The 24791-nt window shown below is 39.8% G+C and carries 28 protein-coding genes and 1 riboswitch; of the genes, 17 read left to right on the top strand and 11 right to left on the bottom strand.

Going from position 1 to position 24791, the window contains the following annotated elements; genetic code table 11:
• Positions 1 to 98: 98 nt before the first annotated feature.
• Positions 99 to 443, top strand: coding sequence for a hypothetical protein (locus tag ODQ17_RS03480; protein ID WP_322901743.1), 345 nt, complete (start codon positions 99 to 101; stop codon positions 441 to 443).
• A 63-nt stretch (positions 444 to 506) separates the two neighbouring features.
• On the opposite strand, the gene ODQ17_RS03475 is transcribed toward ODQ17_RS03480, so the two are convergent.
• The gene (locus ODQ17_RS03475; RefSeq protein WP_322901741.1) at positions 507 to 767 is read right to left on the bottom strand and encodes a DUF2798 domain-containing protein; all 261 of its coding nucleotides are present in this window, start codon (positions 765 to 767) and stop codon (positions 507 to 509) included.
• A gap of 243 nt (positions 768 to 1010) precedes the next feature.
• Between ODQ17_RS03475 and ODQ17_RS03470 the strand changes: the two genes are divergently transcribed.
• On the top strand, positions 1011 to 1349 hold the full coding sequence (locus tag ODQ17_RS03470; RefSeq protein WP_192835780.1) for a tRNA-binding protein: 339 nt from the start codon (positions 1011 to 1013) through the stop codon (positions 1347 to 1349).
• A 1-nt stretch (position 1350) separates the two neighbouring features.
• Here ODQ17_RS03470 and lnt read toward each other — a convergent pair whose 3' ends face one another.
• Together lnt and ODQ17_RS03460 are read right to left on the bottom strand one after the other, a co-directional pair.
• Entirely contained in the window at positions 1351 to 2910 is a 1560-nt protein-coding gene (lnt, locus tag ODQ17_RS03465; RefSeq protein ID WP_004794940.1) for an apolipoprotein N-acyltransferase, read from the bottom strand.
• The gene (locus tag ODQ17_RS03460; protein WP_004794939.1) at positions 2907 to 3746 is read right to left on the bottom strand and encodes an HlyC/CorC family transporter; all 840 of its coding nucleotides are present in this window, start codon (positions 3744 to 3746) and stop codon (positions 2907 to 2909) included. The genes lnt and ODQ17_RS03460 overlap by 4 nt, the downstream gene beginning before the upstream one ends.
• A 185-nt stretch (positions 3747 to 3931) precedes the next feature.
• On the opposite strand from ODQ17_RS03460, the gene tusA reads away from it, so the two are divergent.
• Both tusA and ODQ17_RS03450 read left to right on the top strand, forming a co-directional pair.
• Positions 3932 to 4189 (top strand): sulfurtransferase TusA, encoded by a 258-nt coding sequence (gene tusA / locus ODQ17_RS03455; protein ID WP_002053527.1) that lies wholly within the window; start codon positions 3932 to 3934, stop codon positions 4187 to 4189.
• A gap of 132 nt (positions 4190 to 4321) precedes the next feature.
• Complete coding sequence (locus ODQ17_RS03450; protein WP_322901737.1) at positions 4322 to 4702, top strand: hypothetical protein; 381 nt, start codon at positions 4322 to 4324, stop codon at positions 4700 to 4702.
• Between the two features lie 44 nt (positions 4703 to 4746).
• On the opposite strand, the gene ODQ17_RS03445 is transcribed toward ODQ17_RS03450, so the two are convergent.
• A complete protein-coding gene (locus tag ODQ17_RS03445) occupies positions 4747 to 6459 on the bottom strand; it encodes an electron transfer flavoprotein-ubiquinone oxidoreductase (protein ID WP_322901735.1) in 1713 nt (570 codons plus the stop codon).
• A gap of 186 nt (positions 6460 to 6645) precedes the next feature.
• Here ODQ17_RS03445 and ODQ17_RS03440 point away from each other — a divergent pair, with 186 nt between their 5' ends.
• From ODQ17_RS03440 to ODQ17_RS03420, 5 genes are all read left to right on the top strand, one after another.
• Positions 6646 to 7257: a DUF1285 domain-containing protein gene (locus ODQ17_RS03440; protein WP_322901734.1), complete on the top strand. Its 612-nt coding sequence runs from the start codon at positions 6646 to 6648 to the stop codon at positions 7255 to 7257.
• A 46-nt stretch (positions 7258 to 7303) separates the two neighbouring features.
• Complete coding sequence (gene murI / locus ODQ17_RS03435) at positions 7304 to 8170, top strand: glutamate racemase (RefSeq protein ID WP_322901732.1); 867 nt, start codon at positions 7304 to 7306, stop codon at positions 8168 to 8170.
• 117 nt (positions 8171 to 8287) lie between these two features.
• On the top strand, positions 8288 to 9292 hold the full coding sequence (locus ODQ17_RS03430) for a DUF4062 domain-containing protein (RefSeq protein ID WP_322901730.1): 1005 nt from the start codon (positions 8288 to 8290) through the stop codon (positions 9290 to 9292).
• Between the two features lie 73 nt (positions 9293 to 9365).
• On the top strand, positions 9366 to 10382 hold the full coding sequence (gene hemH, locus ODQ17_RS03425) for a ferrochelatase (RefSeq protein WP_322901728.1): 1017 nt from the start codon (positions 9366 to 9368) through the stop codon (positions 10380 to 10382).
• Positions 10383 to 10405: 23 nt separating this feature from the next.
• A complete protein-coding gene (locus tag ODQ17_RS03420; RefSeq protein ID WP_004794923.1) occupies positions 10406 to 11050 on the top strand; it encodes an MBL fold metallo-hydrolase in 645 nt (214 codons plus the stop codon).
• On the opposite strand, the gene ODQ17_RS03415 is transcribed toward ODQ17_RS03420, so the two are convergent.
• Positions 11047 to 11241: a DNA gyrase inhibitor YacG gene (locus tag ODQ17_RS03415; RefSeq protein ID WP_004794921.1), complete on the bottom strand. Its 195-nt coding sequence runs from the start codon at positions 11239 to 11241 to the stop codon at positions 11047 to 11049. The two genes, ODQ17_RS03420 and ODQ17_RS03415, sit on opposite strands and share 4 nt — an antisense overlap.
• 87 nt (positions 11242 to 11328) lie before the next feature.
• On the opposite strand from ODQ17_RS03415, the gene ODQ17_RS03410 reads away from it, so the two are divergent.
• The 4 genes from ODQ17_RS03410 to crcB all read left to right on the top strand — a co-directional run bounded on the left by ODQ17_RS03410 (position 11329) and on the right by crcB (position 14268).
• Complete coding sequence (locus tag ODQ17_RS03410) at positions 11329 to 11967, top strand: SAM-dependent methyltransferase (RefSeq protein WP_322901727.1); 639 nt, start codon at positions 11329 to 11331, stop codon at positions 11965 to 11967.
• A complete protein-coding gene (locus ODQ17_RS03405) occupies positions 11957 to 13162 on the top strand; it encodes a TIGR03862 family flavoprotein (RefSeq protein WP_322901725.1) in 1206 nt (401 codons plus the stop codon). The genes ODQ17_RS03410 and ODQ17_RS03405 overlap by 11 nt, the downstream gene beginning before the upstream one ends.
• 77 nt (positions 13163 to 13239) lie before the next feature.
• Positions 13240 to 13650, top strand: a complete 411-nt coding sequence (locus ODQ17_RS03400; RefSeq protein ID WP_107880663.1) for a GFA family protein — start codon at positions 13240 to 13242, stop codon at positions 13648 to 13650.
• A gap of 44 nt (positions 13651 to 13694) precedes the next feature.
• A riboswitch (Fluoride riboswitch) is annotated at positions 13695 to 13761 on the top strand.
• Positions 13762 to 13887: 126 nt separating this feature from the next.
• The gene (crcB, locus tag ODQ17_RS03395) at positions 13888 to 14268 is read left to right on the top strand and encodes a fluoride efflux transporter CrcB (RefSeq protein WP_057105397.1); all 381 of its coding nucleotides are present in this window, start codon (positions 13888 to 13890) and stop codon (positions 14266 to 14268) included.
• Between the two features lie 419 nt (positions 14269 to 14687).
• On the opposite strand, the gene ODQ17_RS03390 is transcribed toward crcB, so the two are convergent.
• The 3 genes from ODQ17_RS03390 to ODQ17_RS03380 all read right to left on the bottom strand — a co-directional run bounded on the left by ODQ17_RS03390 (position 14688) and on the right by ODQ17_RS03380 (position 16929).
• On the bottom strand, positions 14688 to 15023 hold the full coding sequence (locus ODQ17_RS03390) for a HopJ type III effector protein (protein ID WP_322901722.1): 336 nt from the start codon (positions 15021 to 15023) through the stop codon (positions 14688 to 14690).
• Positions 15024 to 15274: 251 nt separating this feature from the next.
• On the bottom strand, positions 15275 to 15529 hold the full coding sequence (locus ODQ17_RS03385) for a type B 50S ribosomal protein L31 (protein ID WP_005301976.1): 255 nt from the start codon (positions 15527 to 15529) through the stop codon (positions 15275 to 15277).
• 101 nt (positions 15530 to 15630) lie between these two features.
• A complete protein-coding gene (locus ODQ17_RS03380; RefSeq protein WP_322901720.1) occupies positions 15631 to 16929 on the bottom strand; it encodes an ABC1 kinase family protein in 1299 nt (432 codons plus the stop codon).
• A gap of 256 nt (positions 16930 to 17185) precedes the next feature.
• On the opposite strand from ODQ17_RS03380, the gene ODQ17_RS03375 reads away from it, so the two are divergent.
• Together ODQ17_RS03375 and ODQ17_RS03370 are read left to right on the top strand one after the other, a co-directional pair.
• On the top strand, positions 17186 to 18433 hold the full coding sequence (locus tag ODQ17_RS03375; RefSeq protein ID WP_322901719.1) for an SfnB family sulfur acquisition oxidoreductase: 1248 nt from the start codon (positions 17186 to 17188) through the stop codon (positions 18431 to 18433).
• 32 nt (positions 18434 to 18465) lie between these two features.
• Positions 18466 to 19716, top strand: a complete 1251-nt coding sequence (locus tag ODQ17_RS03370; protein ID WP_005301987.1) for an acyl-CoA dehydrogenase family protein — start codon at positions 18466 to 18468, stop codon at positions 19714 to 19716.
• Between the two features lie 33 nt (positions 19717 to 19749).
• Here ODQ17_RS03370 and abeM read toward each other — a convergent pair whose 3' ends face one another.
• Both abeM and ODQ17_RS03360 read right to left on the bottom strand, forming a co-directional pair.
• The gene (gene abeM / locus ODQ17_RS03365; RefSeq protein ID WP_322901717.1) at positions 19750 to 21096 is read right to left on the bottom strand and encodes a multidrug efflux MATE transporter AbeM; all 1347 of its coding nucleotides are present in this window, start codon (positions 21094 to 21096) and stop codon (positions 19750 to 19752) included.
• Positions 21097 to 21129: 33 nt separating this feature from the next.
• Positions 21130 to 21591 carry a DMT family transporter gene (locus ODQ17_RS03360; RefSeq protein WP_004794898.1) on the bottom strand — a complete coding sequence of 154 codons (462 nt, stop codon included), beginning with the start codon at positions 21589 to 21591 and terminating at the stop codon, positions 21130 to 21132.
• Positions 21592 to 21707: 116 nt separating this feature from the next.
• Between ODQ17_RS03360 and hemW the strand changes: the two genes are divergently transcribed.
• Complete coding sequence (gene hemW / locus ODQ17_RS03355) at positions 21708 to 22862, top strand: radical SAM family heme chaperone HemW (protein WP_322901715.1); 1155 nt, start codon at positions 21708 to 21710, stop codon at positions 22860 to 22862.
• A gap of 45 nt (positions 22863 to 22907) precedes the next feature.
• Here the strand turns inward: hemW and ODQ17_RS03350 are convergent, their stop codons facing one another.
• Positions 22908 to 23663, bottom strand: coding sequence for an SDR family oxidoreductase (locus ODQ17_RS03350; RefSeq protein WP_322901714.1), 756 nt, complete (start codon positions 23661 to 23663; stop codon positions 22908 to 22910).
• Positions 23664 to 23775: 112 nt separating this feature from the next.
• On the opposite strand from ODQ17_RS03350, the gene ODQ17_RS03345 reads away from it, so the two are divergent.
• Positions 23776 to 24672: a LysR family transcriptional regulator gene (locus tag ODQ17_RS03345; RefSeq protein WP_322005718.1), complete on the top strand. Its 897-nt coding sequence runs from the start codon at positions 23776 to 23778 to the stop codon at positions 24670 to 24672.
• Positions 24673 to 24791 lie beyond the last annotated feature (119 nt).

Below are 24791 nucleotides of genomic sequence, written 5' to 3'. Positions count from 1 at the left end.
AGAAAGTTAAAATGTAGAGAAAAATAAGCTATATATTTAAATGAAAGCTTTGCATAATAAATAAAAAGCACTTTATTCAATTAAAAAGGAGAGATTAAATGAAAGCATTTCTCATATTAGATGAACTGACTCAGTTTCATTGGGTAATGCTCAAGTCTGTCCTATTGATTTTGGGTTTATTGCCGCTTGCTGAAGTTTCATTAAAGCTATGGCTGAGTACAGAAGGAAGCAGCCAAATTATGATTGGCTTCTTTGCATTAAGTATTGTGAGTGCATGGTTGATGGTGAGCTTCTTTACCGCATTAAAAGCGAGTGTCTGGCAAGCTAAACAAATATCTACTAAATATGAGCAATTACTGTTTAAAGCTTATCGTTATGTACCCATGATCTTTTTATCAAGCTTAGTTGCTTATTTATCTTTGGAACTATCTATCGCTTTTTAATGATATTTTAAAACCAGATTTTTAGATAAAACGTAGATTGAATATCTACGTTTTATTTTTTAGTTAAGCAGGTTGTACCAATGTTGCCGTGATTTTACGAACAACAGGTAAGACTAAAAGTAACGTTGGAAAAGCAATTAGCCAAGAAATGACCCATGCAGACATCCAGACATAAAGGGAAAATTCTTCTAGTCCTAAACTTCGTAAAGTACTGACCATGGACACTACAAAAGTCATAATGATGGATAGAAGAAAAGGTAAAACGATAGATGTATAGCGATTTGGAAGTTTTCTAAAACTAGACAAAGATTTTGAGTTTTGCATTTTTGACTCCGTAAACCAACAAACGCCAGTGCCATTCAAAAATATAAAAATATTTTGAACAAATAGCTCCAAGCATTGTTGGAGGTATGTTGGCACGTTGATTGACGTAAACGTTTACGGCTTTTTAATGAGCAGATTTAATTTAGCATGAATTTTGAAAACTGGAAATAAAAAGAGGGTGTTTCTTTATTTGTACATATTATATGCTTCAAATCAGATATTTAAGAACATGAGAAAAAGTAAATGGAACAAATCGAGTGGAATGATTTTTTAAAAGTAGAGCTTCGCGTTGGTAAAATTATTCAAGCTGAAGTTTTCGAAAAGGCGCGTAAACCTGCCTATATTTTGCATGTAGATTTTGGTGAAGAATTGGGTATACGTAAATCGAGTGCTCAGATTACTAAACTTTATCAACCACAAGATTTAATTGGTAAATTAGTTGTTGCTGTGGTGAATTTCCCTAAAAAACAAATAGGGCCTATTCAGTCAGAATGCTTGGTGACAGGATTTCATAATGCAGAGGGTGAAGTAGCACTTTGTATCCCAGAGTTTGAAGTTCCTCTGGGTACAAAGCTATTATAATTTAGCGACGTGATTTAAAAGAAACGTCAACTTTACGTGGACGATAGATCCAACCTAAAATCAGCAGTAATACTGCAAATCCTAATACTGGATAATCACCTAAACGGTTATAAAGAGTTTGACCTTGCATGGCAGGTAAATCACCTCTCAAGACAAACTCTTTATCGAGCGGTGCTTGTTCAGTGATATGACCATTTTGATCAATAAACGCTGTTACGCCTGTGTTGGTTGCACGAATAAACCAGCGGCCATTTTCTTTAGCTCGCATCTGCACCATTTGTAAATGTTGCCACGGCCCGGCAGTACCCGTAAACCAAGCGTCATTAGATACAGTCACTAAAAAGTCGCTGTCTTCTGCATTACGTCGGGTAAGGTTCGGATAAGCCACTTCATAACAAATTGCAGCAGCAAGCGCATGTCCTTTAATTAAGAGTGGTTTCTGGTTACTCTCACCACGTGAAAAACCGCTCATGCTAATATCATTTTGCATGGCTGGTAATACCCAAGAGAGTAAACCTGACAGTGGAATATATTCACCAAACGGCACAAGACGCTGCTTTTTATAAAGACCGCTTGAATCACTGCCAGAAGCCATAATACTGTTGTAATACAGCGGGCTACCAACTTCATGAGATTTGGTAACATCCCAGTAAGGAATTCCGGTTACCCATGCAGTGTGGTTCTTTTTAGCTTGTGCATCCATTGCATCCAAAAACGGTTCAATGTCAGTTTGGAAGAGTGGAATTGATGATTCAGGCCATACAATTAAGTCACGACCCCATTCAGATTGAGTCAAACCTGCATAAATTTCTAATGTTCTGACTTGATATTCAGTCAGCCATTTTAAATCTTGTGGAATGTTACCTTGAATGAGCGAAACGCTAAGTGGTTTAGCAGCTTTAGGTTTTACAAACTGTATATATGATGCTCCCCATGCGCCTAAAACCAATAGGGCAGACGGGATAACCCAGAAAATACGCTTGCGCAGAACTTCAACTAAAGCACACGCTAATACAATAACAACGAAGGAAATTGCATAAATACCGAATAGAGGTGCGTAACCATCGAGTAAACGTTCAGTAAAAGCGTAACCGACAAACAGCCATGGGAAACCTGTAAATACCCAAGTTTTTGCCCACTCGAAAACAATCCAGAGCGGTGCAAAAGTCAGTGGCGTTTCAGGGAAGAAACGTCGGTAAACCCAAGTCTGAAGTGCGGTGAATAAGCCCATAAGCAGGGCCATAACAGCAATCATACCTACGCTTAGAAAAGCATTGGTATCGCCATATACATGGATGGAAGTGTAGAGCCAAAAAGCGCCTACAAACCATAAGCCGAAGCCATAGCTCCAGCCAATTGCAAATGCTTGTTTAGCTGAGCGTTTATGTAGTGATGCATAGAGTAGGGCTGGAGATAAAATTGCCAACCACCACCAATAATAAGGTGCCAGTGAAAAACTGAACACGGCACCTGAAAATAAAGCAATGAGTAAAGGAAAAATTAAAGGAAGCTGTTTTTGTTGTTGCGAAGAATCTAACAGCTTTTCAAAGTATGCTCTCATTGACGTACAGCTCGAATCAGATGAATAGTGCGGGCATCTGCTTCAACGATTGTAAATAACCAATTTCCAAGCTCAACAGTTTGACCTTGTAAATCACTTACCAGACCAATCTCTTGAAGCAATAAACCGCCGACAGTTTCTACTTCATCGTCAGAAAAATCAGCATCTAAAACAGTATTGAAATGTTCGATTGGTGTAAGTGCTTGCACCATCCATGCATTTGCTACTGTATGGTCATTGTCCGGAACAATGTACTGAGCATCTTCATCAGCAGTGTCATGTTCGTCTTCAATTTCGCCAACGATTTCTTCAAGAATATCTTCGAGCGTAACAAGACCAGCTGTTGAACCATATTCATCAATCACAATGGCAATGTGAGTCTGAGTATGTTTCAACATGCGTAGAACCTGATCGGAACGCGCACTTTCTGGAACAAATAACGGTTGACGCATAAGAACTCGAATATCGACTTTGGTATTCGGTTCGGTTAGAAACGGTAGTAAATCTTTTGCGAGCAAAATCCCGACAACATTATCAGGCTGATCAGAAGAGAAGACTGGAAAGCGTGAGTGAGCAGACTCGACCAATACATCAAGAATATCAAGTAACTGATCATCTTCTTGCAAACTGATCATTGCTGTTCGTGGTGTCATGACTTCACGAATTTTTGTAGCTGGAAGGTCAAGAACACCTTCAAGCATGGCAACAGTATCTGGTTCTAAAAAGCGACGTGAATTTTGGACTAATTTTAATAATTCATCACGGGTTTCTGGTGCTGTGCCTAACCATTTTCGTAAGCCGCGCATTCCCCACGACGGACTTGGTTCCTCTTGCATGATCTTTCCTAAAGACTCAATCTATCAAATGAATACTTTGAATCATACCGAAGAAAACATGCTTATGCATCTATAAAACAAGCTAAAAGACAAAACGTATATTGTTATGTAAAAGCCAGTTACAGTTAACAGCGCAGTAATTTGTTTATGCTAAAATGTGAAAATTCTATTTGTTCGAGTTTGTTATGTCAGAGCAACCCATTTCACCTACTGTACAACTCAATACGCGTGGTTTACGTTGTCCGGAACCTGTCATGATGTTGCATCAAGCCATCCGAAAATCTAAATCAGGGGATGTAGTTGAAGTCTTCGCAACAGATAATTCGACCTCGTGGGATATTCCTAAATTTTGTATGCATTTAGGCCATGAGTTGCTTTTGCAAGAAGAACGCTTAGATGAAAATGGTCATAAAGAATTTCATTATTTGGTGAAGAAAGGGTAATAGAATAATAAGGCTTCTAATAATGACGATTAGAAGCCATTAATAATTCAAATTTAATTTGAAATGATAATTTTTTACAAATAAGAATCGTTATATAATTTATAAAATTAAGTATATAAATGACGTATAAAAATGAATGAATATTTTGTAAAACGAAGCTTATTTATTTTTCTTTGGTTTTTCTGTATTGCCATTTTATTAAATCTAGAAACTTCTTGGTTATCTGAAACTGTTGCTGTCATTATTTTAGTTACTGTTGTTATTTTTGGCTCAATTCTGTTGGGTTATAGAAATACATATTTTGCTCCCGAACCAAAAATAAAGATGAGTCTGATTTTACATACAAGTTTTATGGGGCTTATGTTAGTTATTGATTTATTGCTTGGTAAGTCAGTTTGGTACTTCGATTTAGCTCGAAACTTTGGTTTTCTTGGCCTGTTTTTATTAGGCTCATTTATTTTTTATAAAAAGAACCTCAATTTAAACGTAGCAAAAATACCGCCTTTTCAATAAGCAGATTCCAATAAAAAAGCCCCGAATAATCGGGGCTTTTTTTGTTACATGTTTGGATAGTTTGGACCACCGCCACCTTCTGGCGTTACCCATGTGATGTTTTGAGATGGGTCTTTAATGTCACAAGTCTTACAGTGAACACAGTTTGCTGCGTTAATCTGGAAGCGTTTAGAGCCATCATTATCTTCCATGATTTCATAAACACCAGCAGGGCAGTAGCGCTGTGCAGGCTCATCCCATTTCGGTAAGTTTACATTTACTGGAATTGAAGGATCAGTAAGCTTCAAGTGAGCTGGCTGATTTTCTTCATGTACAGTGTTTGAGATAAACACAGAAGATAAACGGTCAAATGTAAGCTTGCCATCCGGTTTTGGATAGTTTGGCTTGAAGCTAGTTGCATCGACAGTTTTCAATACAGCAAAGTCTTGCTTCAAGTCATGTAAAGTGAATGGCACTTTAAAGACGTTTTGGTCGATAAAGTTAAATGCACCACCAATCCATTGACCAAATTTATGCATTGCTGGGCCAAAGTTACGAGAGTTATAAAGCTCTTCTTTTAACCAGCTGTTGTTGAATTTGTCAGTGTATGAAGTTAATTCTTTAGTGAATAAATCTTCGCCTTCGGTAACACGTGCAATCGCAAGGTCACCGCCTTTTTCTACACCAGCAGCAATCGCTTCAAATACAGCTTCACCACATAACATGCCTGATTTCATGGCAGTGTGTGAGCCTTTGATTTTTGCAAAGTTTAAGAAACCTGCGTCATCACCAATCAAGCAACCGCCTGGGAAAGTCAATTTAGGCAATGAGTTGAAACCGCCTTTCACTACAGCACGTGCGCCGTAAGAAATACGCTTACCACCTTCTAAATACTGTTTAATCAGTGGGTGAGTTTTCCAGCGCTGCATTTCCATGAATGGATACATGTGTGGATTTTCATAAGACAAGTCCACGATCATACCCAAAGTCACTTGGTTGTTTTCAGCGTGGTATAACCACCAACCACCAGAAGAACCAGTTTCAGCCAATGGCCAACCAGCACCGTGCATCACTAAGCCCGGTTTATGTTTTGCTGGGTCAATTTCCCAAAGCTCTTTAATCCCGATACCGTAGTGCTGAGGATCAGCATCTTTATCAAGGTTGTATTTAGCAATGAGGCGTTTGCCTAAGTGACCACGGCAACCTTCAGCAAAGAGAGTGTATTTAGCGTGAAGTTCATAGCCTGGAGTAAAGTTATGTGTTGGTTCGCCATCTTTACCAATGCCCATGTCACCAGTTTGAATACCTTTTACAGTACCGTCTTCATGGTAAAGCACTTCAGATGCAGCAAAGCCAGGGAAGATAGAAACTTCTAGTTCTTCAGCTTTTTGACCTAACCAACGAACAACATTACCTAAAGAGATAACATAGTTACCATCATTGTGCATGGTTTTAGGAACCATCCAGTGAGGTGCTTCTTTAGAAGTGGTTTCTGAAAGTAAGAAGAATGTCTTGTCTTCAGTTACAGGTACGTTAAGAGGCGCGCCTTCATCTTTCCAGTTCGGGAAAAGTTCATTGATGGCACGTGGCTCAAGCACAGCACCAGACAAGATATGCGCACCTACTTCAGAGCCTTTTTCAACTACACAAACAGAAAGATCGGGTAAGTTTTTTTCAATCGCTAATTGACGGATCTTAATCGCAGCAGACAGACCGGCAGGTCCTGCACCTACGATGACAACGTCAAACTCCATCGATTCACGTTCGATGTGTTCCATGTAGGACTCCTCAATACTTAAAGGTGGCAACCGTCATATTCAGAAATTCGGTGCTGCCGTGAGTGTTTTAATCCATAGGCGCAAATATGCTATTGTGCCTTTTATCGTTTTGGCTAGTATAGTTTTAAACCATGATCTAGCCAATTGGCTGAGTCGTCATATTTTTTCGTCAGCAAGGCATAAACTATGGTAAATCAAAATAATTCCCCATCGGATATGGGAAAAATACCGTTATCTGATGATAAAAACTTAATGAACATTGCACAATACTTAAAAGGTGTACAGCAAAGTCACAAAAGGTCAATTCCACCTTTAGAGCAGTGGCATCCAAAGCATTGCGGCAAAATGGATTTGACGGTTAAAGCCAATGGAGAATGGTGGCACGAAGGTCAATTAATTAAGCGCCAAGCCCTATTAGATCTATTTACCAAAGTCCTATGGAAAGAAGAAGGGAAATTCTACCTGAAAACCCCCGTAGAACAAATTGAAATTGAGGTTGAAGATGAACCTTTATTAGTCAATCAGGTCGATCAAGTTGAAATTTCAGGTGATCAATTTTTACAACTGACCACGACCAATCAAGATGTGATTTTGGTTGATGCTGAACATCCAATTTTTATGCGTGAATATGCAGGGGAGTTACGCCCTTACGTACATGTGCGTTTTGGAATTAATGCGCTTATTCAACGTCAGTCTTTTTATCACTTAGTGAACTATGGAACACTCGTCGAAAAACAGAATGGTGAAACCGTTTTAGAGTTAAAAAGTGGTAATTTGCTCTTGCAATTAGGCACTTGAGGTTTAAGCTTTAGGAAGTGAAATTTTCTAACACTTCAGTACAGCTATGACCGCCATACAACCTCTATTTACCGATCTAGAACCTATGCCTAAAGCATCAGCAGATGCCCCAATTGGTATTTTTGATTCGGGAATTGGAGGAATGTCAGTTGCAGCAGAAATAGCTAGATATTTGCCGAATGAACGCATTGTGTATTATGCCGACACAGCCTACGTTCCTTATGGCCCACGTTCTGATGAAGAAATTAGAGAACTCACAGCCCGAGCCGTTGATTGGTTATACCGCCAAGGTTGTAAAATTGCGGTAGTTGCATGTAATACTGCTTCAGCATTTAGCCTTGACCATTTACGTGAACATTATGGTGAACACTTTCCAATCGTAGGGTTAGTTCCCGCATTAAAACCTGCCGTATTACAGACACGGTCTAAAGTGGTTGCGGTGTTGGCCACACCTGCTACTTTTCGTGGGCAACTCATTAAAGATGTTGTTGAGAAGTTTGCTGTTCCAGCAGGAGTTAAAGTCATGACTTTAACCAGCCTTGAACTTGTTCCTTGTGTAGAAGCGGGACAGCAAATGGGAGAGGCGTGTTTAACGGCATTAAAAGATGTTTTACAGCCTGCCGCTGAGCAAGGTGCAGACTATTTAGTGCTCGGTTGTACGCATTATCCTTTCTTAAATGAAGCAATTCATCATCTTTTTGATAACCAATTCACACTGGTTGATTCGGGATTCGCAGTTGCCCGACAAACAGCCCGTATTTTAATAAAAAATGCGTTATTATGTGACGAAATAGGTCAGAATGTTGCACGTATTGAATGTTACGTCAGCGGAAATAATGCTGACGCACTGCAACCTGTTTTACAACATATGATTCCACAAGAGTTAACTTGGACACTTCATAATCTGAACTGATCTTTTAGCATCATTTAGAAAATAGTGTTTTTTTATATTTATTATTTTATTTGGGGCGGTTCATGATCTTGGCTGATTTTAAGTCACATAGAGATCATGAGGCGAAAGGGTATTGTTATGCTCGATACACGCTATCAGATTTTTATTTCAACGTCTGGCCGCGATATGCAGCCAGAGCGAATGGTTTTGTCTCAAACCTTGGTGGGGATGGGTTTCTTTGCTTGGGGACTAGAGCATCGAACACCTTTAACAACTACACTTGCACGTCGACAAATTGATGAATGTGATTATGTAATCTTACTTCTAGGAAGTCAGTATGGAGAACAATCGATTTCTGGTGTGAGTTATCTGTCTTTAGAATATGAATATGCGTTAAGTCAGGCTAAACCTATTATTGTGTTCATGCATGAACAGCCTGAAAGTCGTGAAATAGATTTACAAGAAACACATCCACAACTTAAAGATAAATTTCTCGCATTTAGAAAAAAGTTATTACACGAAGCAAAGCATATTTTTTACTTTAAAACTCCACGTGAATTGGAGTTGGCTGTCCGTTTAAATATTCCTTTAATGGTTGAGCAACATATGGGACAAGGTTGGGTTCCTGCTCATCAAGCTCAGCAGTTAGAAGATGAAATTAGACTCTTAAGAAGTAAAATTTTGCGTTTAGAACAGCGAGTAACCGAGCCATCAACTCAGTTAAATGAAGTCGCACCACAAGATATTTTTGTATTTGAATATCAGATTCAAGCATTTCAGGATGGCAACTTTAAAGAGCTTAAACGACAACGACAAATGACGTGGTCTCAGTTGTTGAGCGTGCTGGCAAAGCGCTTTGAAACAGCTGTGCCAGAAGAGAATTTTGGAATTTGTCTGAATGAATATTTAAATCAGGCTGGCTTAGAAGATGCCCGTCAGGAATTACCTCGTGCACATGCGGTGGCTTGCGCACAGATTAATCATAAGGCACTGTTTCGAATTAAAAATCAAATGCAATCACAAGGCTGGATTGTCCCAACACAAACTGAGCAATCATATGACCTTTGGAAACTAACCACTAAAGCTCAAAAGATATTGCTTAGTTATAAATGGAACCATCGAGGCGTTCGATTAAAAGCTTAGAGCGATTCAATTTATATATGACACTGAAAACTGTTACATTAGTGTCATAAGATGAACTGAAAGGCATTTACACATGTCGTTTGAACAAAAACCGAAAGTTACTGTCATTTTAGCGAATTTAGGCACACCAGATGAGGCGACTGTGTCTGCGGTGCGCCGTTTTTTAAAACAGTTTTTATCTGATTCACGCGTGATTGAAATACCAAAATTCATCTGGTGGATTATTTTAAATCTGTTCGTCTTACCTTTTCGTCCGAAAAGAGTAGCGCATGCGTATGCTTCAGTATGGTCAGCAGATTCGCCAATGCGCGAAATTGTGTTTGAACAAACCAAACGTGTGCAGGCTTATTTAGAACAAGAAAATAAACAGTTTGATTTAACGGTTTTACCCGCAATGACTTACGGTAATCCGGGTATTGATAAAGTTTTAGAAAAATTGGCGTCGAACCCGCAAGAGCATGTCATCTTATTGCCTTTATTTCCTCAATATTCTGCAACGTCTACAGCGCCGTTATATGATGCATTTGCCAAGTGGATTCCAGCTCAGCGGAACTTGCCGGGTCTGACTATTATTAAAGACTATTATCAGCATCCTATGTTTATTCAAGCCTTGGCAGAAAGCGTTTTAGCCTACCAAGAGCAGCATGGTAAGCCTGAAAAACTGTTGATGTCATTTCATGGGATTCCACAGCCGTATGCAGACAAAGGCGACCCTTATGCAGATCGTTGTCGTATTACAGCAAAGTTAGTCGCGGAAGCTTTACATTTAAAAGATGATGAATGGGCAATTAGCTTCCAATCACGTTTTGGAAAACAAGAATGGGTGAAGCCTTATACAGATCAGCTTTTACAAGATTGGGCGAAGCAAGGTGTTAAGTCTGTTCAGGTATTAAGCCCAGCTTTTTCTGCCGATTGTTTAGAAACACTTGAAGAGTTAGCTATTCAAAATGCAGAGTTGTTTCAAGAAGCAGGTGGTGGTAGCTATGCTTATATTCCAGCTTTAAATAGCGATCAGGCTCATATTGATTTGCTTGCAGGTTTAGTTCAGGCTAATCTTGATGCCCTTACCCATACCTTAGCCCACCGTTAATTGCGTTTTAGCCAGAGGTTCTTATGCTGCAAGTCAAAATTGTTCCCGTTACTGCATTTGCTCAAAATTGTTCCCTTGTTTGGGACAGTGAAACGAAAGAAGCAGTTTTGATTGATGCAGGTGGTGATGCTGCTGTTTTGAAAAAAGAAGTAGAAGCCTTAGGTTTAAAAGTGAAGGCTTTGTGGCTAACTCATGGGCATTTAGACCATGCTGGAGCAGTAGGTGAGCTTGCCAAAGAATGGAGCGTTCCTGTTATTGGTCCACACAAAGAAGATCAGTTCTGGCTAGACATGATTCAGGAAGTATCAGCACGTTATGGCTTTCCAATTCCACAACCTGTCAAAGTCGATCAATGGCTTGAAGGTGGTGAAGTACTAAAATTGGGTGAAGATGAATTTGAGGTACGCTTTGCTCCAGGGCATACGCCAGGTCATGTAGTTTTCTATAATAAAAACCACGGCTTACTTTGGACGGGCGATGTTCTGTTTAAAGGTTCGATTGGGCGAACAGACTTCCCACGTGGTAACCATGAGCAGTTGATTGAATCGATTAAACGTGAGTGTTTTAGTTTGCCAGATGATACTCAGTTTATTTCTGGACATGGTCCAATGAGTACCATTGGCTATGAAAAGCAATTTAACCCGTTTGTCGCGGGTAAAGCAGGTTAATCTTCATAATCATCTTCATTTTGACTACCCTTGTTTTGCTGAGGAGCATCTTGGGTAGGCAGTCTATATTCATCATTTGCCCAAGCGCCTAAATCAATTAATTTACAACGCTCAGAACAAAATGGACGAAATTCATTGCCTTCCCAAACACTTGGTTCACCACAACGTGGGCAGGGAAATGTACGTGGCATAAAGCGATATCCTCAAAGTGAAGAGAAATAGATTAGGCAAAAGTCAGGTGACTTGTTAGACTTATGCCGATTTTTATTTAGTTTGATGTGATTATGCCGATTCGTCAATTTCAAGCACAACGTATGCAAGCGCCTCGTGATTTTACTCCAATTGAAAATACCCCGATTTGTGTAGAAATTGGAGCGGGCAAGGGCAAACATGCTTTGCTTTTTAGTGGGCAACAGCCACAGCACACGTTGTATGCAATTGAACGAACTCGAGAAAAATTCTTGGCAATGCAAAAGCAGCATGGTCTGGAACCAAGAGATAACTTGGTGCCTGTACATGCAGATGCTTTACCTTGGGTAGTGCATGCTTTGCACCCCGCTCAAGTTGAACATTTCTTTATTCTCTACCCAAATCCAGAACCACATAATCCAGCACAGCGCTGGTTGAACATGCCATTTTTTGAGTTCCTGTTATCACGTCTGCAAACAGGTGGAACCATTACTCTGGCAAGTAATATTCCTGAATATATTGAAGAGGCAGAGCAGCAGTTATTAAATGTATGGAAGCTGCCTTACCAAAAAGAAAAAATTGCTCAAACATCTGCACGTACTCATTTTGAAATTAAGTATTTAGAGCGTGGTGAGCTTTGTCAGCAGCTAATTATGACCAAGCCTGAAGGTTATCAAACTCGATTTGATGAGTTCGCGCCATTGCAAGGGCAAACACATGGCGAATAAGCGGGTTGCCATTATTGGAGCAGGCCCAGCAGGTCTTATGGCTGCTGAGGTGCTGAGCCAATACGCTTATGATATTGATGTCTATGAACAAAAACCTTCCGCTGCACGCAAGTTTTTGATGGCAGGTAAAACTGGGTTAAACATCTCGCACGCCGAACCTTTAGCACAGTTCATTGACCGTTATGACCATGCCGAATGGCTCAAACCGTGGGTTGAAAAATGGGATGCAGTCTGGATTCAAAGCTGGATGAAAAGTCTAGGAATTGAATCTTATGTGGGCACCTCAGGTCGCATTTTTCCTGTCGAAATGAAAGCTGCTCCTTTACTGCGTGCTTGGCTCAAGCGCTTAGCAGAACAACAAGTTAAATTCTTTTATCGTCATCGTTGCATTAATTTACAAGGTACAACGGTGACTTTAGAAAACCAAAATAATCAAAGTACTGAAACTTTTACCCAGCAATACGATGCGGTTGTATTGGCTTGTGGTGCGGTGTCGTGGTCTCAATTGGGTAGTGATGGTGCTTGGCAGCAATGGATAGATCAATCCAGTATTGAACCTTTTCAAGCAAGTAATGCAGGGGTATTGCACACTTGGTCAGCTTTTATGGAAAGCTGTTTTGGTGAACCTTTAAAGCGTATTAATGCGTGGGTTGAGCCTAGCCAAGTTACTCATGGCGATATTGTGATTACTCACTATGGTTTAGAAAGTGGTGTTATTTATAAACTTGGACGTGCTTTACGAGAACAGCAAAAACAAGGGAAAAGCTTAAATCTATTTTTAGATTTATTGCCCGATGTAGAGTTGTTCCAGTTAATTAAAAAATTGCAGGCTGGTAAAAAACAATCGCTCACTAATATCTGGCGTAAAGCAGGCTTAGACACAGCTAAAATTAACCTAATTAGAGAAGTCGTTGATAAAGCGTTATGGAGCCAACCAGAGACTATGGCTCAGCAAATTAAAGCACTTCAAATCAAGTTAGATGGCTTTAGGCCTATTGAAGAGGCGATTAGTTGTGCTGGTGGTATTAAGCAAAAAGCATTAACTGAGAACTTGAGCCTTAAACAAATCTCAGGTGTGTTTTGTTGTGGTGAAATGCTAGATTGGGATGCTCCTACAGGTGGATATTTACTTACAGCATGCTTTGCTACAGGGCGAGCGGCTGGTGAAGGTGTACATTCATTCTTAGAAAAATAACAGCGAATTTGGTGCTATTTTTGATATGTGAAAAGTGTTATTTTTGAGCGATCAATAATAATAGGATTTACGAGAACATGTCTCAAGCATCACCAGTTTATCAAGGAAGTTGTTTGTGCCAAGGTATTCGCTATGAAATTAAAGGCGATATCGGGGATATCATTCAATGCCATTGTCAACGTTGCCGAAAATCCAATGGAACAGCATTTGCCACCAATGCTCCTGTTAAAAGTACAGATTTTAAAATTACCCAAGGTGAAGACTTAGTCAAAAAATTCGCTGTGGAAGGTGTATACCGTTGGTTCTGTAGCGAATGTGGTTCACCTTTGATTAGTTCGCGTGATGCGCAGCCTGAACTGTATCGTGTAAGAATTGGGACACTGGATACACCATTAGACCAAAAACCGACAATGCATATTTTTGCTGCCTCTAAGGCAGAGTGGGAATGCATTCGTGACGATTTACCGCAATACGATGAACGTCCATGATTTAAAAAGTATGTTTAAATCAAATTCAAGATGATCTAATATACTTAAAACGGGGAGATGGCATTCCTCCCCTGAAAAACCGCCGTATTGGCTAATGATGCCTACGTTACCCTCATGTATTTATATATCGCTGGGTACGTAGGTTATTGCGTACTCTGCTTATTTTTGGAGTACGCCATGTCATATTTTCCTTCATTATTTTTTGCTCTTTTAGCGTCTATCTAAAGGGGTGGTCTTATGTATTATTCTCTACTTTCAATTGCTTTAGGCTCAGTTCTAGGGGCGTGGTTACGTTGGTTTTTAGGTTTAAAACTGAACCCGATTTACCCGCAAATTCCGCTCGGTACTGTCACTGTTAATTTGGTTGGTGGTTTTATTATTGGTTTTGCGATTGCCTACTTTTCTCAAAGTGATTTAAGCCCGAATTATAAGCTCTTTGTGATTACGGGTTTTTGTGGTGCTTTAACTACGTTTTCAACGTTCTCAATTGAGATTGTGACTTTATTACAAAGTGGTAAGTTGGGAATGGCGATGTTGGGAATTTCCATTCATTTAATTGGATCGTTAATTTTTACGTGTTTGGGGTTGGCGACTTATTATTGGGTAGCAGGACATTGAGTGTTTGTTTTGGTTGAAATGTTTACTGCTGAGTCTTTTCAATAAAGTTTTATGCCTGGATTAGCCGTCGGCTCGACCTACTTTTGTTTTGGCAAAAATAGGCAAAACCATTTTCATCAACAGAACCTGTTATGTGTTTACAATTATCAAATATGTTGCAAAAACATTATATGGCTGATTTGAGTCAGGCTGTTGATGACTTACCGAGTATCGAATATAAGAGATTAATCAAATAATTTAATTAATAATTAGTCATTTACTATCGTGACAGACGGCATGGATGCCGTCGTTTCGCTGTGCTACATGGATGTAGCATCAGCGGGACAAAGGGTTTTGTCACTTTTGCCCTCAAAAGTGAGGCATTGCCTATTAATAGGCTTTCGAAAATCTCATAATTTGAGGCTGTGCTAAAAAAATGATTAAGCTTTTTCAGTTAAAGCCTGACCTTCAAACTTCACACCATCCCAACCATTTTGCATAAACTGACGAATATTTTGATGATCAGTGCCCTCAGGAGTAGCCAATACAGCTGCGTAGTGTTCTGCAAATAAACTTAAAGTTTGAGCTTGGTCTAAACCTTGTAACTTGGCAAAAGAGAAAACTTTTGCACTGCCTTGATTTTCAGTCGCAGCATTATGCTGTGCGCCATTTTGAAAAGCCGTTGGAGTATGTTGGTAACGTGCTTCAATATGAGCTAAAACGTCTGAAAATTTTGCTGTGCCTGCTTGTAATTGTGCAAGTAACTCTTGTGCCATTATCTTAAACTTCCTATTAAATGAGGGTTCAAGCATAGCATCGAATAGCAACTTTGAAAGCTTGGCGAATACAAAAAAATGATAAGTTGTGGGAAAAATAAGAAGAGTTTTTATACAAGTTGTGGATAAGTTATCTTTTATACACAACATAAAAAGATCGAAAAAATACACATAAAAAAAGAAGCCTAAGTGGAGGAGATAGTCTTAGGCTTCCAATGATTTAAGTGTATTGGTCAAATCTTAACGTAAGATTAACTCTTACGATTAAAGCGAGCGAAGCGTTTATTAAAGGTTGCAACACGGCCTTCGTTACTTGCTTGACGTACTTCACCTGTGTAGAAAGGGTGAGATGCACTTGAAATATCAAGGGTTACATAAGGATAGACTTTTCCTTGATATTCTTTGGTTTGTTTAGACTGAAGAGTACTACCAATTAAGAAGTACACGTCTGCATTGGTGTCATGAAATAACACTTGTTGATAAGCAGGATGAATATCTTTACGCATGAGAGATTGTCCTAAATTATTTTTGATTAAAGAAATGTTATAACATACCAATTAAAAAGTCAATGTAACCCCTAGAAGGCTACATTGATCAGTAAATTAAGTTAGTTAGAAGGCGGGACAAGCTCTTCAAATAGTCCATTCAAATTGTCATGAACTTTTAAGTGAATGAGGTTCCAGTAGTGTCCTGAAATGGTTCTGTTGACCATTAATGTATCCGGTGAAGGCTTAAAGACATCCCAGTACTTCAAAGATTTTTTCACAACCAGCATGCCATCATGATGTGATGAGTTCTCGGCAAAATCATAAGTGGTGGTAAGCGGACGTAATAACACTTCAATCCAGAGTTTATAAAGATCGCTCGGGAATTTGCCTTTTTCGGCTAGTGAATGTAGCTCAAGTAACTCAGTTTCAATCAAATCGATATTTTCATGACGAGCTGCATTTACTAAGCGTTTAAAGCTATACACAATTTCATTTGAAAGTGTTTTAACACTGCCATAGTCATAAATAATGACGCTACCGTCTTGGCGGAAGGCAAAGTTACCCGGGTGGGGATCACAGTGAAAACGTTTTAAAAAGAACATTTCCTGACCTAAAGCACGAATCAAACGACGTCCAATCGTATTTCGAATTTCAATAGGCCATGCACTGGCAGTTTCAATGCTGTCACCTTGTTCGAGGCTCAAGGTTAAAATACGTCTTGAAGAATAATCTTTATAAACAGTAGGGATGATAATTTTGTCATCTAACTGGCTATGAAATGTTTTAAAAACTTCAAGGTTTTGAGCCTCGATTTCATAGTTAAGTTCTGCTGAAAGACTATCCTGAATTTCTGCAAAAAGCTGATCTTGTAGCTTTTTATCAATTTTAAGTACGCCCATTAAACGAAGGGCTAAACGCACTTGTTTTAAGTCACTTTCACAGGCCTCATCAACACCCGGATATTGCACTTTAACAACGACTTGTTCGCCACTAGGTAGTGTAGCTTTGTGAACTTGGCCAATTGAAGCAGCTGCAAAAGGTTCTTGGTCAAAAGATTTAAAGGCAACATTGAGCGGTTTTCCAAGCTCACGTTCAACTTGTTGCTGAATGGCAGCAAAAGGCATGGCTGGGGCTTGGCGTTGTAACTTTGAAATTGCTTTGGCGACTTCGGGTGGGAAAATATCTTTATATTGAGATGCAATTTGGCCGACTTTCATGACGGCACCTTTCATTTCACCTAAGGTATCAGCAATTTGCAAACCAATATCCTGAAATAACTTGGTTTTTGAAGCCAACTTTTGCTCTTCATCTGCGGTCAAGTTTCGAATCGAGTTAGAAACGGTTTTCGTTGCAATGCTCGCGGTCATTCCTGCAAGTTTCATAAATCGTTTGCCGGGTGAACTTGCATTCTTTGCCATATCTTCGATACCTCATTGACTACAACATAATATTGCCTAGTTTTGATCATAGGTGACAAAGCTTAAAAAGCCTATATGAAATTGTTTATCTCATGTAAGAAAATTTTCGAAAAACAAAATGTTATTTTTATAGTAAAAAATATGAAAAGCTTGTGAAAATCCATTTCATAAACAAAGCTTTAATATCTATAAAGTGCCTGTTTTTTTGGTGGTAATGTGAATGACAGGTTAAATAAAAATAGAGATAACAAAAGTTATGACAAGTTTAAGTTCGGCCCATGGGCGGTCTCAGGCGGTTCCTTTATCTGTGTTTGAGCAGTCAAAAGATGCGCATATTATTCGTTCTGATGAAGAAGCAATTGAGGTTGCCAAACAACTTGCTCAAGAGTTTGCACAAGAAGCATCTGAGCGAGACAGAGAGCGCCGTTTACCCCTAAATGAAATTCAACAGTTCTCACAAAGCGGCTTATGGGCCATTACGGTTCCTAAGCAATTTGGTGGTGCACAAGTCAAATATCGAACTTTGGCTGAGGTCATCAAAACAATTGCGAGTGTTGATCCATCTCTTGCACAGCTTCCCCAAAATCACTTGGCTTTTATTGAACATTTACGTCTTGATGCAGGCCCAGAACAACAACAATTCTTCTTTAACTTAGTGTTGAGAGGGATTCGTTTTGGCAATGCATTTTCGGAAAAACATAGCAAAACGGTGGCTGACCTCACTACCACATTAAAAAAGACCGAGCACGGTTATGAAATTAATGGGAAGAAGTTTTTTGCAACAGGCGCATTGCTGGCACATTGGGTTCCAATTGTCGCTGTGAATGAACAAGGGCAGCCTTATGCGGCGCTAGTTCCTCGGGAAACTTCAGGAGTGAATATTATTAATGACTGGTCTGGTTTCGGGCAAAGAACCACAGCCAGTGGGACCGTTGAACTTAATCAAGTTCCAGTACGTGAAGAATATCTCATTCCAATTTATCAGGCTTTCGAACGTCCTACACCAGCAGGTGCAATTTCACAATTTATTCAAGCTGCTGTCGACGCTGGTATTGCACGTGGTGCAATTGAAGAAACAATTCACTATGTCAAAAATCATAGTCGCGCATGGGTCGATTCAGGTTTGGAAAAAGCGAGTGATGACCCCTATACGATTGCAAATATTGGTGATTTAAAAATAAAACTTCGTGCCGCAGAGGCAGTATTAGATTTGGCAGGAGATGCGATTGATCAAGCGATTGCCGACACGACAGAAGAACATGTAAATCAAGCGACATTACTAGTTGCAGAAGCAAAAGTACTCACTACAGAAGTTGCGATTTTAGCAGCGAATAAGCTTTTTGAGTTGTCTGGAACACGTTCTACTTTGTCAGAGCTTAATTTGGACCGCCATTGGCGTAATGCTCGCACTCACACCTTGCATGATCCCGTGCGTTGGAAATATCACATTGTCGGTAATTATTACCTCAATGGCATCCATCCACCTCGTCATGCATGGAGCTAAAGTGAAGAAAAAATAAGATTAGGAGAATAAAGATGACAATTACGCAAATTGAATTAGAAGAGCTATCGGTAGGCGCCGATTATGAAAAGGTAGCAAGTAGATTTCGTCCAGTTTTTGAAAAAATTGCCCAAGGTGCAATTCAACGAGAAAAAGAACGAATCTTGCCTTTTGAACCGATTCAGTGGTTAAAAGAACTCAAATTAGGTGCAGTACGGGTACCCGTTAAATATGGTGGAGATGGGGTGTCATTGCCACAACTTTTCCAGCTTCTAGCAGAATTGGCGCAAGCAGATTCGAATATTGTGCAAGCGTTGCGTGGACACTTTGCTTTTGTCGAAGACCGTTTGGTTGCGCATAAAGAGCATTCGCAGGAAGTCTGGTTCCAACGCTTTGTACAAGGTGATCTAGTCGGTAATGCATGGACAGAAGTTGGAAATGTACAGATTGGTGACGTCGTTACCCGAGTCACTAAAGATGCTTCGGGTAACTTGGTGGTGAATGGTGAAAAGTACTATTCAACAGGAAGTATTTTTGCTGACTGGATCGATTTATTTGCTTACGATGAAGTAAATGACCGTCATGTGATTGCTGCTATTTATCGCCATGAAACTGGGGTAAGTGTGATTGATGATTGGGATGGCTTTGGCCAAAAGACAACGGGCAGTGGTACTTTAAAAGTGCATCAGGTGCATTTACCAGCCTCGCACCTTATTCCATTTGATCAGCGTTTTAAATATCAAACTGCTTTCTATCAAGTAGTACACCTTGCAACTCTAACAGGGATTGCGCATGCTGCGGTCGAAACTTTTAGCCAAGAAATACGTGAGCGAAAGCGTATTTTTAGTCATGGTAATGGTGACCTTGTTCGTCACGACCCACAAGTTTTACAGGTGGTGGGTAAAGCCTCGGCTCAAGCCTATGGAAGTCTAGCAATTACGATTAAAACAGCAGAAGCCTTACAGAAGGCTTATGAAAGTCACTTTAGTGAGTTAGAAGTGAAAGAACATCAGTTTAATGTAGATGCAGAGCTTGAGTCGGCACAAGGGCAGGTGGTGATTTCTAATTTGGTATTGGATTTAACCAGCCAGTTATTTAACGCTTTAGGTGCATCGGCAAGTAGTCAGGTTAAACAACTCGACCGTTTCTGGCGTAATGCACGAACAGTCTCTTCTCATAATCCGCTCATCTATAAAGAAAAGGTCATTGGCGATTGGGAAGTGAACCGTACCGATTTACCCTTTGTCTGGCAAATTGGAGCAAGCCCGCGGGCAAAGTCTGCATAAAATAAAAAAGCCGATGTTTCATCGGCTTTTTTATTAGGTTTGGCTTAAACGTTTTGTATTTAAATAAAGCCTTGAAAGTAATAAAACACAAGCAATGCTTAAACCAATAATCAAACCTAGCCACACACCAGCCACGCCCCAATGGGTATAACGCGCTAAATAAAGCCCAATAGGGAAAGCAATCACCCAATATGCCATGAGCGTAATCCACATCGGTGCTTGAGTATCCTGCATACCTCTTAAACAGCCTGCGGCACTCACTTGCAATGCATCCATCAACTGATATGCCATTGCAAACCAGAGTAAATACATCGCAACAGGAGCTACGTTTAAGTCTTGAGTATAAATCGAGATAATTTGTTCGCGGCCTAGAGCAATAAAAGTCATGGTTAATATGGCAAAAAATATTGCTGTGCTGAGACCAATTTTTTGTACTTGGTACATCGAAGCCCAGTTCTTTTCACCATAATACGTTCCCACACGGATGGTTAAGGCAATGGCTAGTGAAAGCGGAATCATAAACAGCACAGAGGTAACGGAAATTGCGACTTGGTGTGCAGCAATAAACACCTCACCCAGCGGGCTAAGGACCAATGCACCTGTACTAAAAATGCTAATCTCAAAGAACACAGCTAAACCGATCGGTAGACCAAGCTGTAAAATTCTTTTAACTAAAGCCATATTAATTTTATCAAATCGGCCAAAAATAGACGTGTTTTGATAAGCTGAAGCTTTATAAATATATCCTGCTAAAGTGATCAACATGAGCCATTGTAAAATGGCGGTTGCAAAACCACAGCCAGCGCTACCTAATGCAGGTATTGGCCCTAATCCATGCATAAAGATCATGTTAAGAGGAACCAATACAACTAAAGCTAATAGGCTAATAGCTGTGACAGGGCGTGGATGGCCTAATGCTTCTGAATAGCCACGTAGCGCTGCGTACATAGTCACAGCTGGCATACCTAAACCAATTGCATGCAAGAACAAGCTTGCTTTAGGTCGTAAGCTCTCTGGTACGCCGAACACATGCAAGAAAAACGGCATAAGCTGCAAAATGAGCATTGCCAGTACACCTAAAATGACAGCAACCCACAATGACTGACGAACAACGACGGGGATCTGCTTAGTATTTCTTGCGCCTTTTGCTTCAGCGACCAAAGGTGTTGTTGCAATCATAATGCCGCTGAACAGGAGCATGATTGGAACCCATAAACCGACCCCTACAGCAATTGCTGCTAAATCGGTTGCAGATAAATGCCCAGCCATAATAGTATCAATTAACCCGAATCCTGCTTGAGCAAACTGGGTAATTAAAATCGGTAGCATTAAGTGGAAGAGTTGTTTTAATTCAGCCCGAAAAGATGTGACATTCGACACAAAAGGTACTCTTTTTAAATATAAAAAATGAAGCTAACGCTGCAAAGTGAGTACCACACCAACAAAGATGATGACTCCACCAAGAAACCGTTGCCATGTAACAGGTGTCTTTTCTGTGCCCAACCAACCAAAATGATCAAGTAACATTGAAATAACGATTTGCCCAAAAACGACTAGCCCTGTAAAGGTTAAAAAACCAAGCTTAGGTGCAGTATAAATGCTCATGCTGATTGCATAAACCCCAAGAAATCCTCCAGTCCAAAGAAGCCATGGAATATTTGATATTTCACTTAAAGAGGGCTTCTCGGCACTTTGAAAGAAAACCATAATTGCTAAAACAATAGTACCTATGAAAAATGATAATAAAGCTGCTTGTAAGGGTGAGTGTAGTTGCTCGCGCAGTTGAGCATTAATTGCGGTCTGAAAAGCCATGGCAACACCGATTCCCATAGCTAAGGGTAAGATCAGGAAAAGTTGACTAGAGAATTTCATCATTTTTATCAGTATTTAAGAATGTTTAAATTTAGTCTAAAGCAATTAAGGTATGTTTTCATAAGCCCATTGATGCAGTCATGTTAAAATAGAAATATTGTGTAAATTGGACCTGCTCCTTGGCCGTATTAAACCCTGCTTCTATTCCTCTATCTTTATATATCCATATGCCTTGGTGCGTGCGTAAATGTCCATATTGTGACTTTAACTCGCATGCAGTACCAGACGGAGCACTTTCGTCAGAACTTGAGCAAACCTATTTAAAAGCATTGGTCGCCGACTTTGAAACTCAACTAGAGATGGCACAGGGACGTCCGATCCATAGTGTGTTTATTGGTGGTGGAACCCCTTCACTGATTTCGGCCCAGGGTTATGTATGGTTATTTGCAGAACTTAAGTCATTGCTTAAATTTGAAGATGGCTGCGAAATTACCTTAGAGGCAAATCCGGGAACGGTAGAGCATGACCCCTTTGCAGGGTATTTAGAGGCAGGCATTAACCGCTTATCGATAGGTGTTCAGAGCTTTAATACAGATCATTTGCAAAAACTTGGACGTATTCATTCTGCAAACAATGCAATTGAAGCGATTCAACAAGCAAAGCAGGCTGGTTTTAAACGAGTAAATGTAGACTTAATGCATGGTTTGCCTGAGCAAACGCTAGAGCAGGCGCTCTATGATCTCAAGCTTGCTGTAGAAAGTGGCGCAACACATATTAGTTGGTATCAACTTACCATTGAACCGAATACCGTTTTCTTCCGTACTCAACCCGTTTTACCGCAAGATGAAATGCTTGAAGACATTCAAGAGCAGGGTGAGGCATATCTTAAGGCAAATGGTTTTATAAATTATGAAGTTTCGGCATGGCGTAAAGAGCTGCCTTCAGCACATAATTTGAATTATTGGGAATTTGGTGATTATCTTGCGATTGGGGCAGGTGCACATGGCAAAGTGACACGACCAGATGGTGTGTATCGTTTCCAAAAAACTCGTTTGCCAAAAGACTATTTAGCTAAGGTTCCTGCTGAACATTTGCAAATGAAAAAGATTGAGGTAGAAGAGCTACCTTTTGAATTTATGATGAATGCTTTACGTCTAAATGATGGGGTAAAAGCTGAATTATATGAACAGCGTACAGGCTTAAGCTTAGATCATTTAAATGAGGTACTCACTTCACTGCGAGCTAGAAAGCTACTGGTAGAGGATAGTTCTCGTTTGGCTTGTACAGAGCAGGGACATATTTTCTTAAACTCGGTACTAGAAGAGTTCTTGTAAGAAGCAAACTAAAAAGCCGCATTATCAAATGCGGCTTTTTTGATTTTAGCGAGTAGTGTAGCCACCATTTGCAAAAATTGTTTGGCCGGTAATCCACCAACCATCGGTTACCAAAAAACGAACTAATGGCTCAATATCTTCAATTTTGGTTAATCCACCTAAAGCTGAAGCTGATTTGTGGTAAGCCACTGCCTCGGCAGATTCCTGTCCATAAAAGAATGGTGTATCCATTGGGCCAGGGGCAACAGCAGTCACAGAAATCTGACGATCACCAAATTCTTTTGATGCAGCGCGAGTGTAATGCTCAACAGGTGCTTTTAAGCCTTCATAGGTTGAATACAGCCCAGTGTAAGCTGCAAGAAGAGAAGTCACGATTGAACAGATCTTGCCGCCATCATTTAAATGACGACCCGCCGATTGAATAAAGAAGTAGGCAATTTTTGAGTTGATATCGCTCATGCTATCAAACTCTTGTTCTGTGGTGTCTAAAAACGATTTCTTTAAAACCTTTCCAACTGTATTAATGGCAATATCAATTCCGCCAAAATGCTGCTTAGTATCTAAGAAGAGCTTTTCAATATTATCAATATCCGTTAGGTCTGCTTGAATTAAAACAGCGTCTGCACCGAATGCAGTTACATCTGAGAGCGTCTGTTCTGCATCTGCTTGAGTTTCAGCGCTATTGTAGTGAATTGCAATTTTTGCACCTTGTTCTGCAAATTTACGGCTAATAAGTCCACCTAAGTTTTTTGCACCGCCCGTAATCAGTACAACTTTATCTTTCAGAGTATGAGTTGTCATGATGATTGTTCCTATGATGACTTGTTTTAATGTGTTTTTAGTCTAGATTGGCGGTAATTTTTGATCAATTATGCTAGTTTGGTTTAACTATTCAGAAAATACGAACAATTAAATGGATCGGTTGCAGCAATTTTTTATTTTTTCAGAAGTCGCTAAACGACAAAGCTTTAGTGAGGTAGCAAATCAGCTTGATTTACCTCGCTCTACAGTAACGAGTGCAATTCAACAATTAGAAACTCACTATGGTGTTCGGTTATTTCACCGAACTACGCGCAAAGTAAGCCTCACTCAAGATGGACAAAGAATATTGCCTGAATGTCAAAACCTATTGTTTGACTATGAACAGCTTGAACAACTCATACAAACGCAAAAGCAGCATTACCGTGGCACGCTAAAAATTTCAATGCCCAGCCGAATCGTGCATCAAGTGATTATTCCTGAACTTCCCGATTTTTATAGCCGCTATCCAGACATTCATTTACAACTAAATAGCTCAGATGACATGACTGATTTGATCGAGAAGGGAATTGATTGTGTTGTTCGGGTGGGGCGGCTAGAGAATAGTAGTTTAATCGCGAAGTTCGTCGGTAACTTGATTATGGTGAACTGTGCAAGTCGCCATTATTTAGAACAATATGGTATTCCTGAACAATTAGAAGATTTGTCTCAGCACAAACTCATTAACTACGCAGGAGCCGTAGGAGAAAAACAGGGCATATTTTTATATCAAAATGGAACAGTAATGATCGATAGTGCTTTAAGTGTAAATAATACAGAAGCCTATGTTGCGGCAGCTTGTGCTGGCTTAGGGATTATTCAACTTCCATACTACGATGTTCAGGATAAAATAGAGCAAGGAACTCTGGTTGAAGTGCTAAGTACACATACGGCTCAATCTTTGCCACTCAATATTTTGTATCCGAACAGAAGTTATATTCCTAAACGTTTAGAAATCTTTATGAATTGGGTTAAAGACATTTTATATAAGAAATGCATCGTCATCTTTTAGTCATGAAACTAAAATAAGATAACAATAAAAAAAAGCCTCTCGCAGTGAGAGGCTTTTTAGAATTTGGTGGGTCGTCCGCGACTCGAACGCGGGACCAACGGATTAAAAGTCCGCTGCTC

It is taken from the genome of Acinetobacter sp. IRS14, assembly GCF_034650275.1.
Classification (GTDB): domain Bacteria; phylum Pseudomonadota; class Gammaproteobacteria; order Pseudomonadales; family Moraxellaceae; genus Acinetobacter; species Acinetobacter oleivorans.
Note: the sequence above shows the minus strand (reverse complement) of the source record. Positions and strands in the feature narration are given on the sequence as shown.

Coding starts and splice junctions, on each gene's coding strand:
- ODQ17_RS03475 (WP_322901741.1), bottom strand. CDS start 767: ATGCAAAACTCAAAATCTTTGTCTAGTTTTAGAAAACTTCCAAATCGC.
- ODQ17_RS03400 (WP_107880663.1), top strand. CDS start 13,240: ATGTCTCAAGCATCACCAGTTTATCAAGGAAGTTGTTTGTGCCAAGGT.
- ODQ17_RS03375 (WP_322901719.1), top strand. CDS start 17,186: ATGACAAGTTTAAGTTCGGCCCATGGGCGGTCTCAGGCGGTTCCTTTA.
- ODQ17_RS03385 (WP_005301976.1), bottom strand. CDS start 15,529: ATGCGTAAAGATATTCATCCTGCTTATCAACAAGTGTTATTTCATGAC.
- ODQ17_RS03345 (WP_322005718.1), top strand. CDS start 23,776: ATGGATCGGTTGCAGCAATTTTTTATTTTTTCAGAAGTCGCTAAACGA.
- ODQ17_RS03415 (WP_004794921.1), bottom strand. CDS start 11,241: ATGCCACGTACATTTCCCTGCCCACGTTGTGGTGAACCAAGTGTTTGG.
- ODQ17_RS03360 (WP_004794898.1), bottom strand. CDS start 21,591: ATGATGAAATTCTCTAGTCAACTTTTCCTGATCTTACCCTTAGCTATG.
- ODQ17_RS03370 (WP_005301987.1), top strand. CDS start 18,466: ATGACAATTACGCAAATTGAATTAGAAGAGCTATCGGTAGGCGCCGAT.
- crcB (WP_057105397.1), top strand. CDS start 13,888: ATGTATTATTCTCTACTTTCAATTGCTTTAGGCTCAGTTCTAGGGGCG.
- ODQ17_RS03480 (WP_322901743.1), top strand. CDS start 99: ATGAAAGCATTTCTCATATTAGATGAACTGACTCAGTTTCATTGGGTA.
- ODQ17_RS03350 (WP_322901714.1), bottom strand. CDS start 23,663: ATGACAACTCATACTCTGAAAGATAAAGTTGTACTGATTACGGGCGGT.
- ODQ17_RS03430 (WP_322901730.1), top strand. CDS start 8,288: ATGCTCGATACACGCTATCAGATTTTTATTTCAACGTCTGGCCGCGAT.
- ODQ17_RS03405 (WP_322901725.1), top strand. CDS start 11,957: ATGGCGAATAAGCGGGTTGCCATTATTGGAGCAGGCCCAGCAGGTCTT.
- ODQ17_RS03440 (WP_322901734.1), top strand. CDS start 6,646: ATGGTAAATCAAAATAATTCCCCATCGGATATGGGAAAAATACCGTTA.
- lnt (WP_004794940.1), bottom strand. CDS start 2,910: ATGAGAGCATACTTTGAAAAGCTGTTAGATTCTTCGCAACAACAAAAA.
- ODQ17_RS03390 (WP_322901722.1), bottom strand. CDS start 15,023: ATGGCACAAGAGTTACTTGCACAATTACAAGCAGGCACAGCAAAATTT.
- ODQ17_RS03420 (WP_004794923.1), top strand. CDS start 10,406: ATGCTGCAAGTCAAAATTGTTCCCGTTACTGCATTTGCTCAAAATTGT.
- ODQ17_RS03450 (WP_322901737.1), top strand. CDS start 4,322: ATGAATGAATATTTTGTAAAACGAAGCTTATTTATTTTTCTTTGGTTT.
- tusA (WP_002053527.1), top strand. CDS start 3,932: ATGTCAGAGCAACCCATTTCACCTACTGTACAACTCAATACGCGTGGT.
- ODQ17_RS03380 (WP_322901720.1), bottom strand. CDS start 16,929: ATGGCAAAGAATGCAAGTTCACCCGGCAAACGATTTATGAAACTTGCA.
- ODQ17_RS03445 (WP_322901735.1), bottom strand. CDS start 6,459: ATGGAACACATCGAACGTGAATCGATGGAGTTTGACGTTGTCATCGTA.
- ODQ17_RS03460 (WP_004794939.1), bottom strand. CDS start 3,746: ATGCAAGAGGAACCAAGTCCGTCGTGGGGAATGCGCGGCTTACGAAAA.
- murI (WP_322901732.1), top strand. CDS start 7,304: ATGACCGCCATACAACCTCTATTTACCGATCTAGAACCTATGCCTAAA.
- ODQ17_RS03470 (WP_192835780.1), top strand. CDS start 1,011: ATGGAACAAATCGAGTGGAATGATTTTTTAAAAGTAGAGCTTCGCGTT.
- hemH (WP_322901728.1), top strand. CDS start 9,366: ATGTCGTTTGAACAAAAACCGAAAGTTACTGTCATTTTAGCGAATTTA.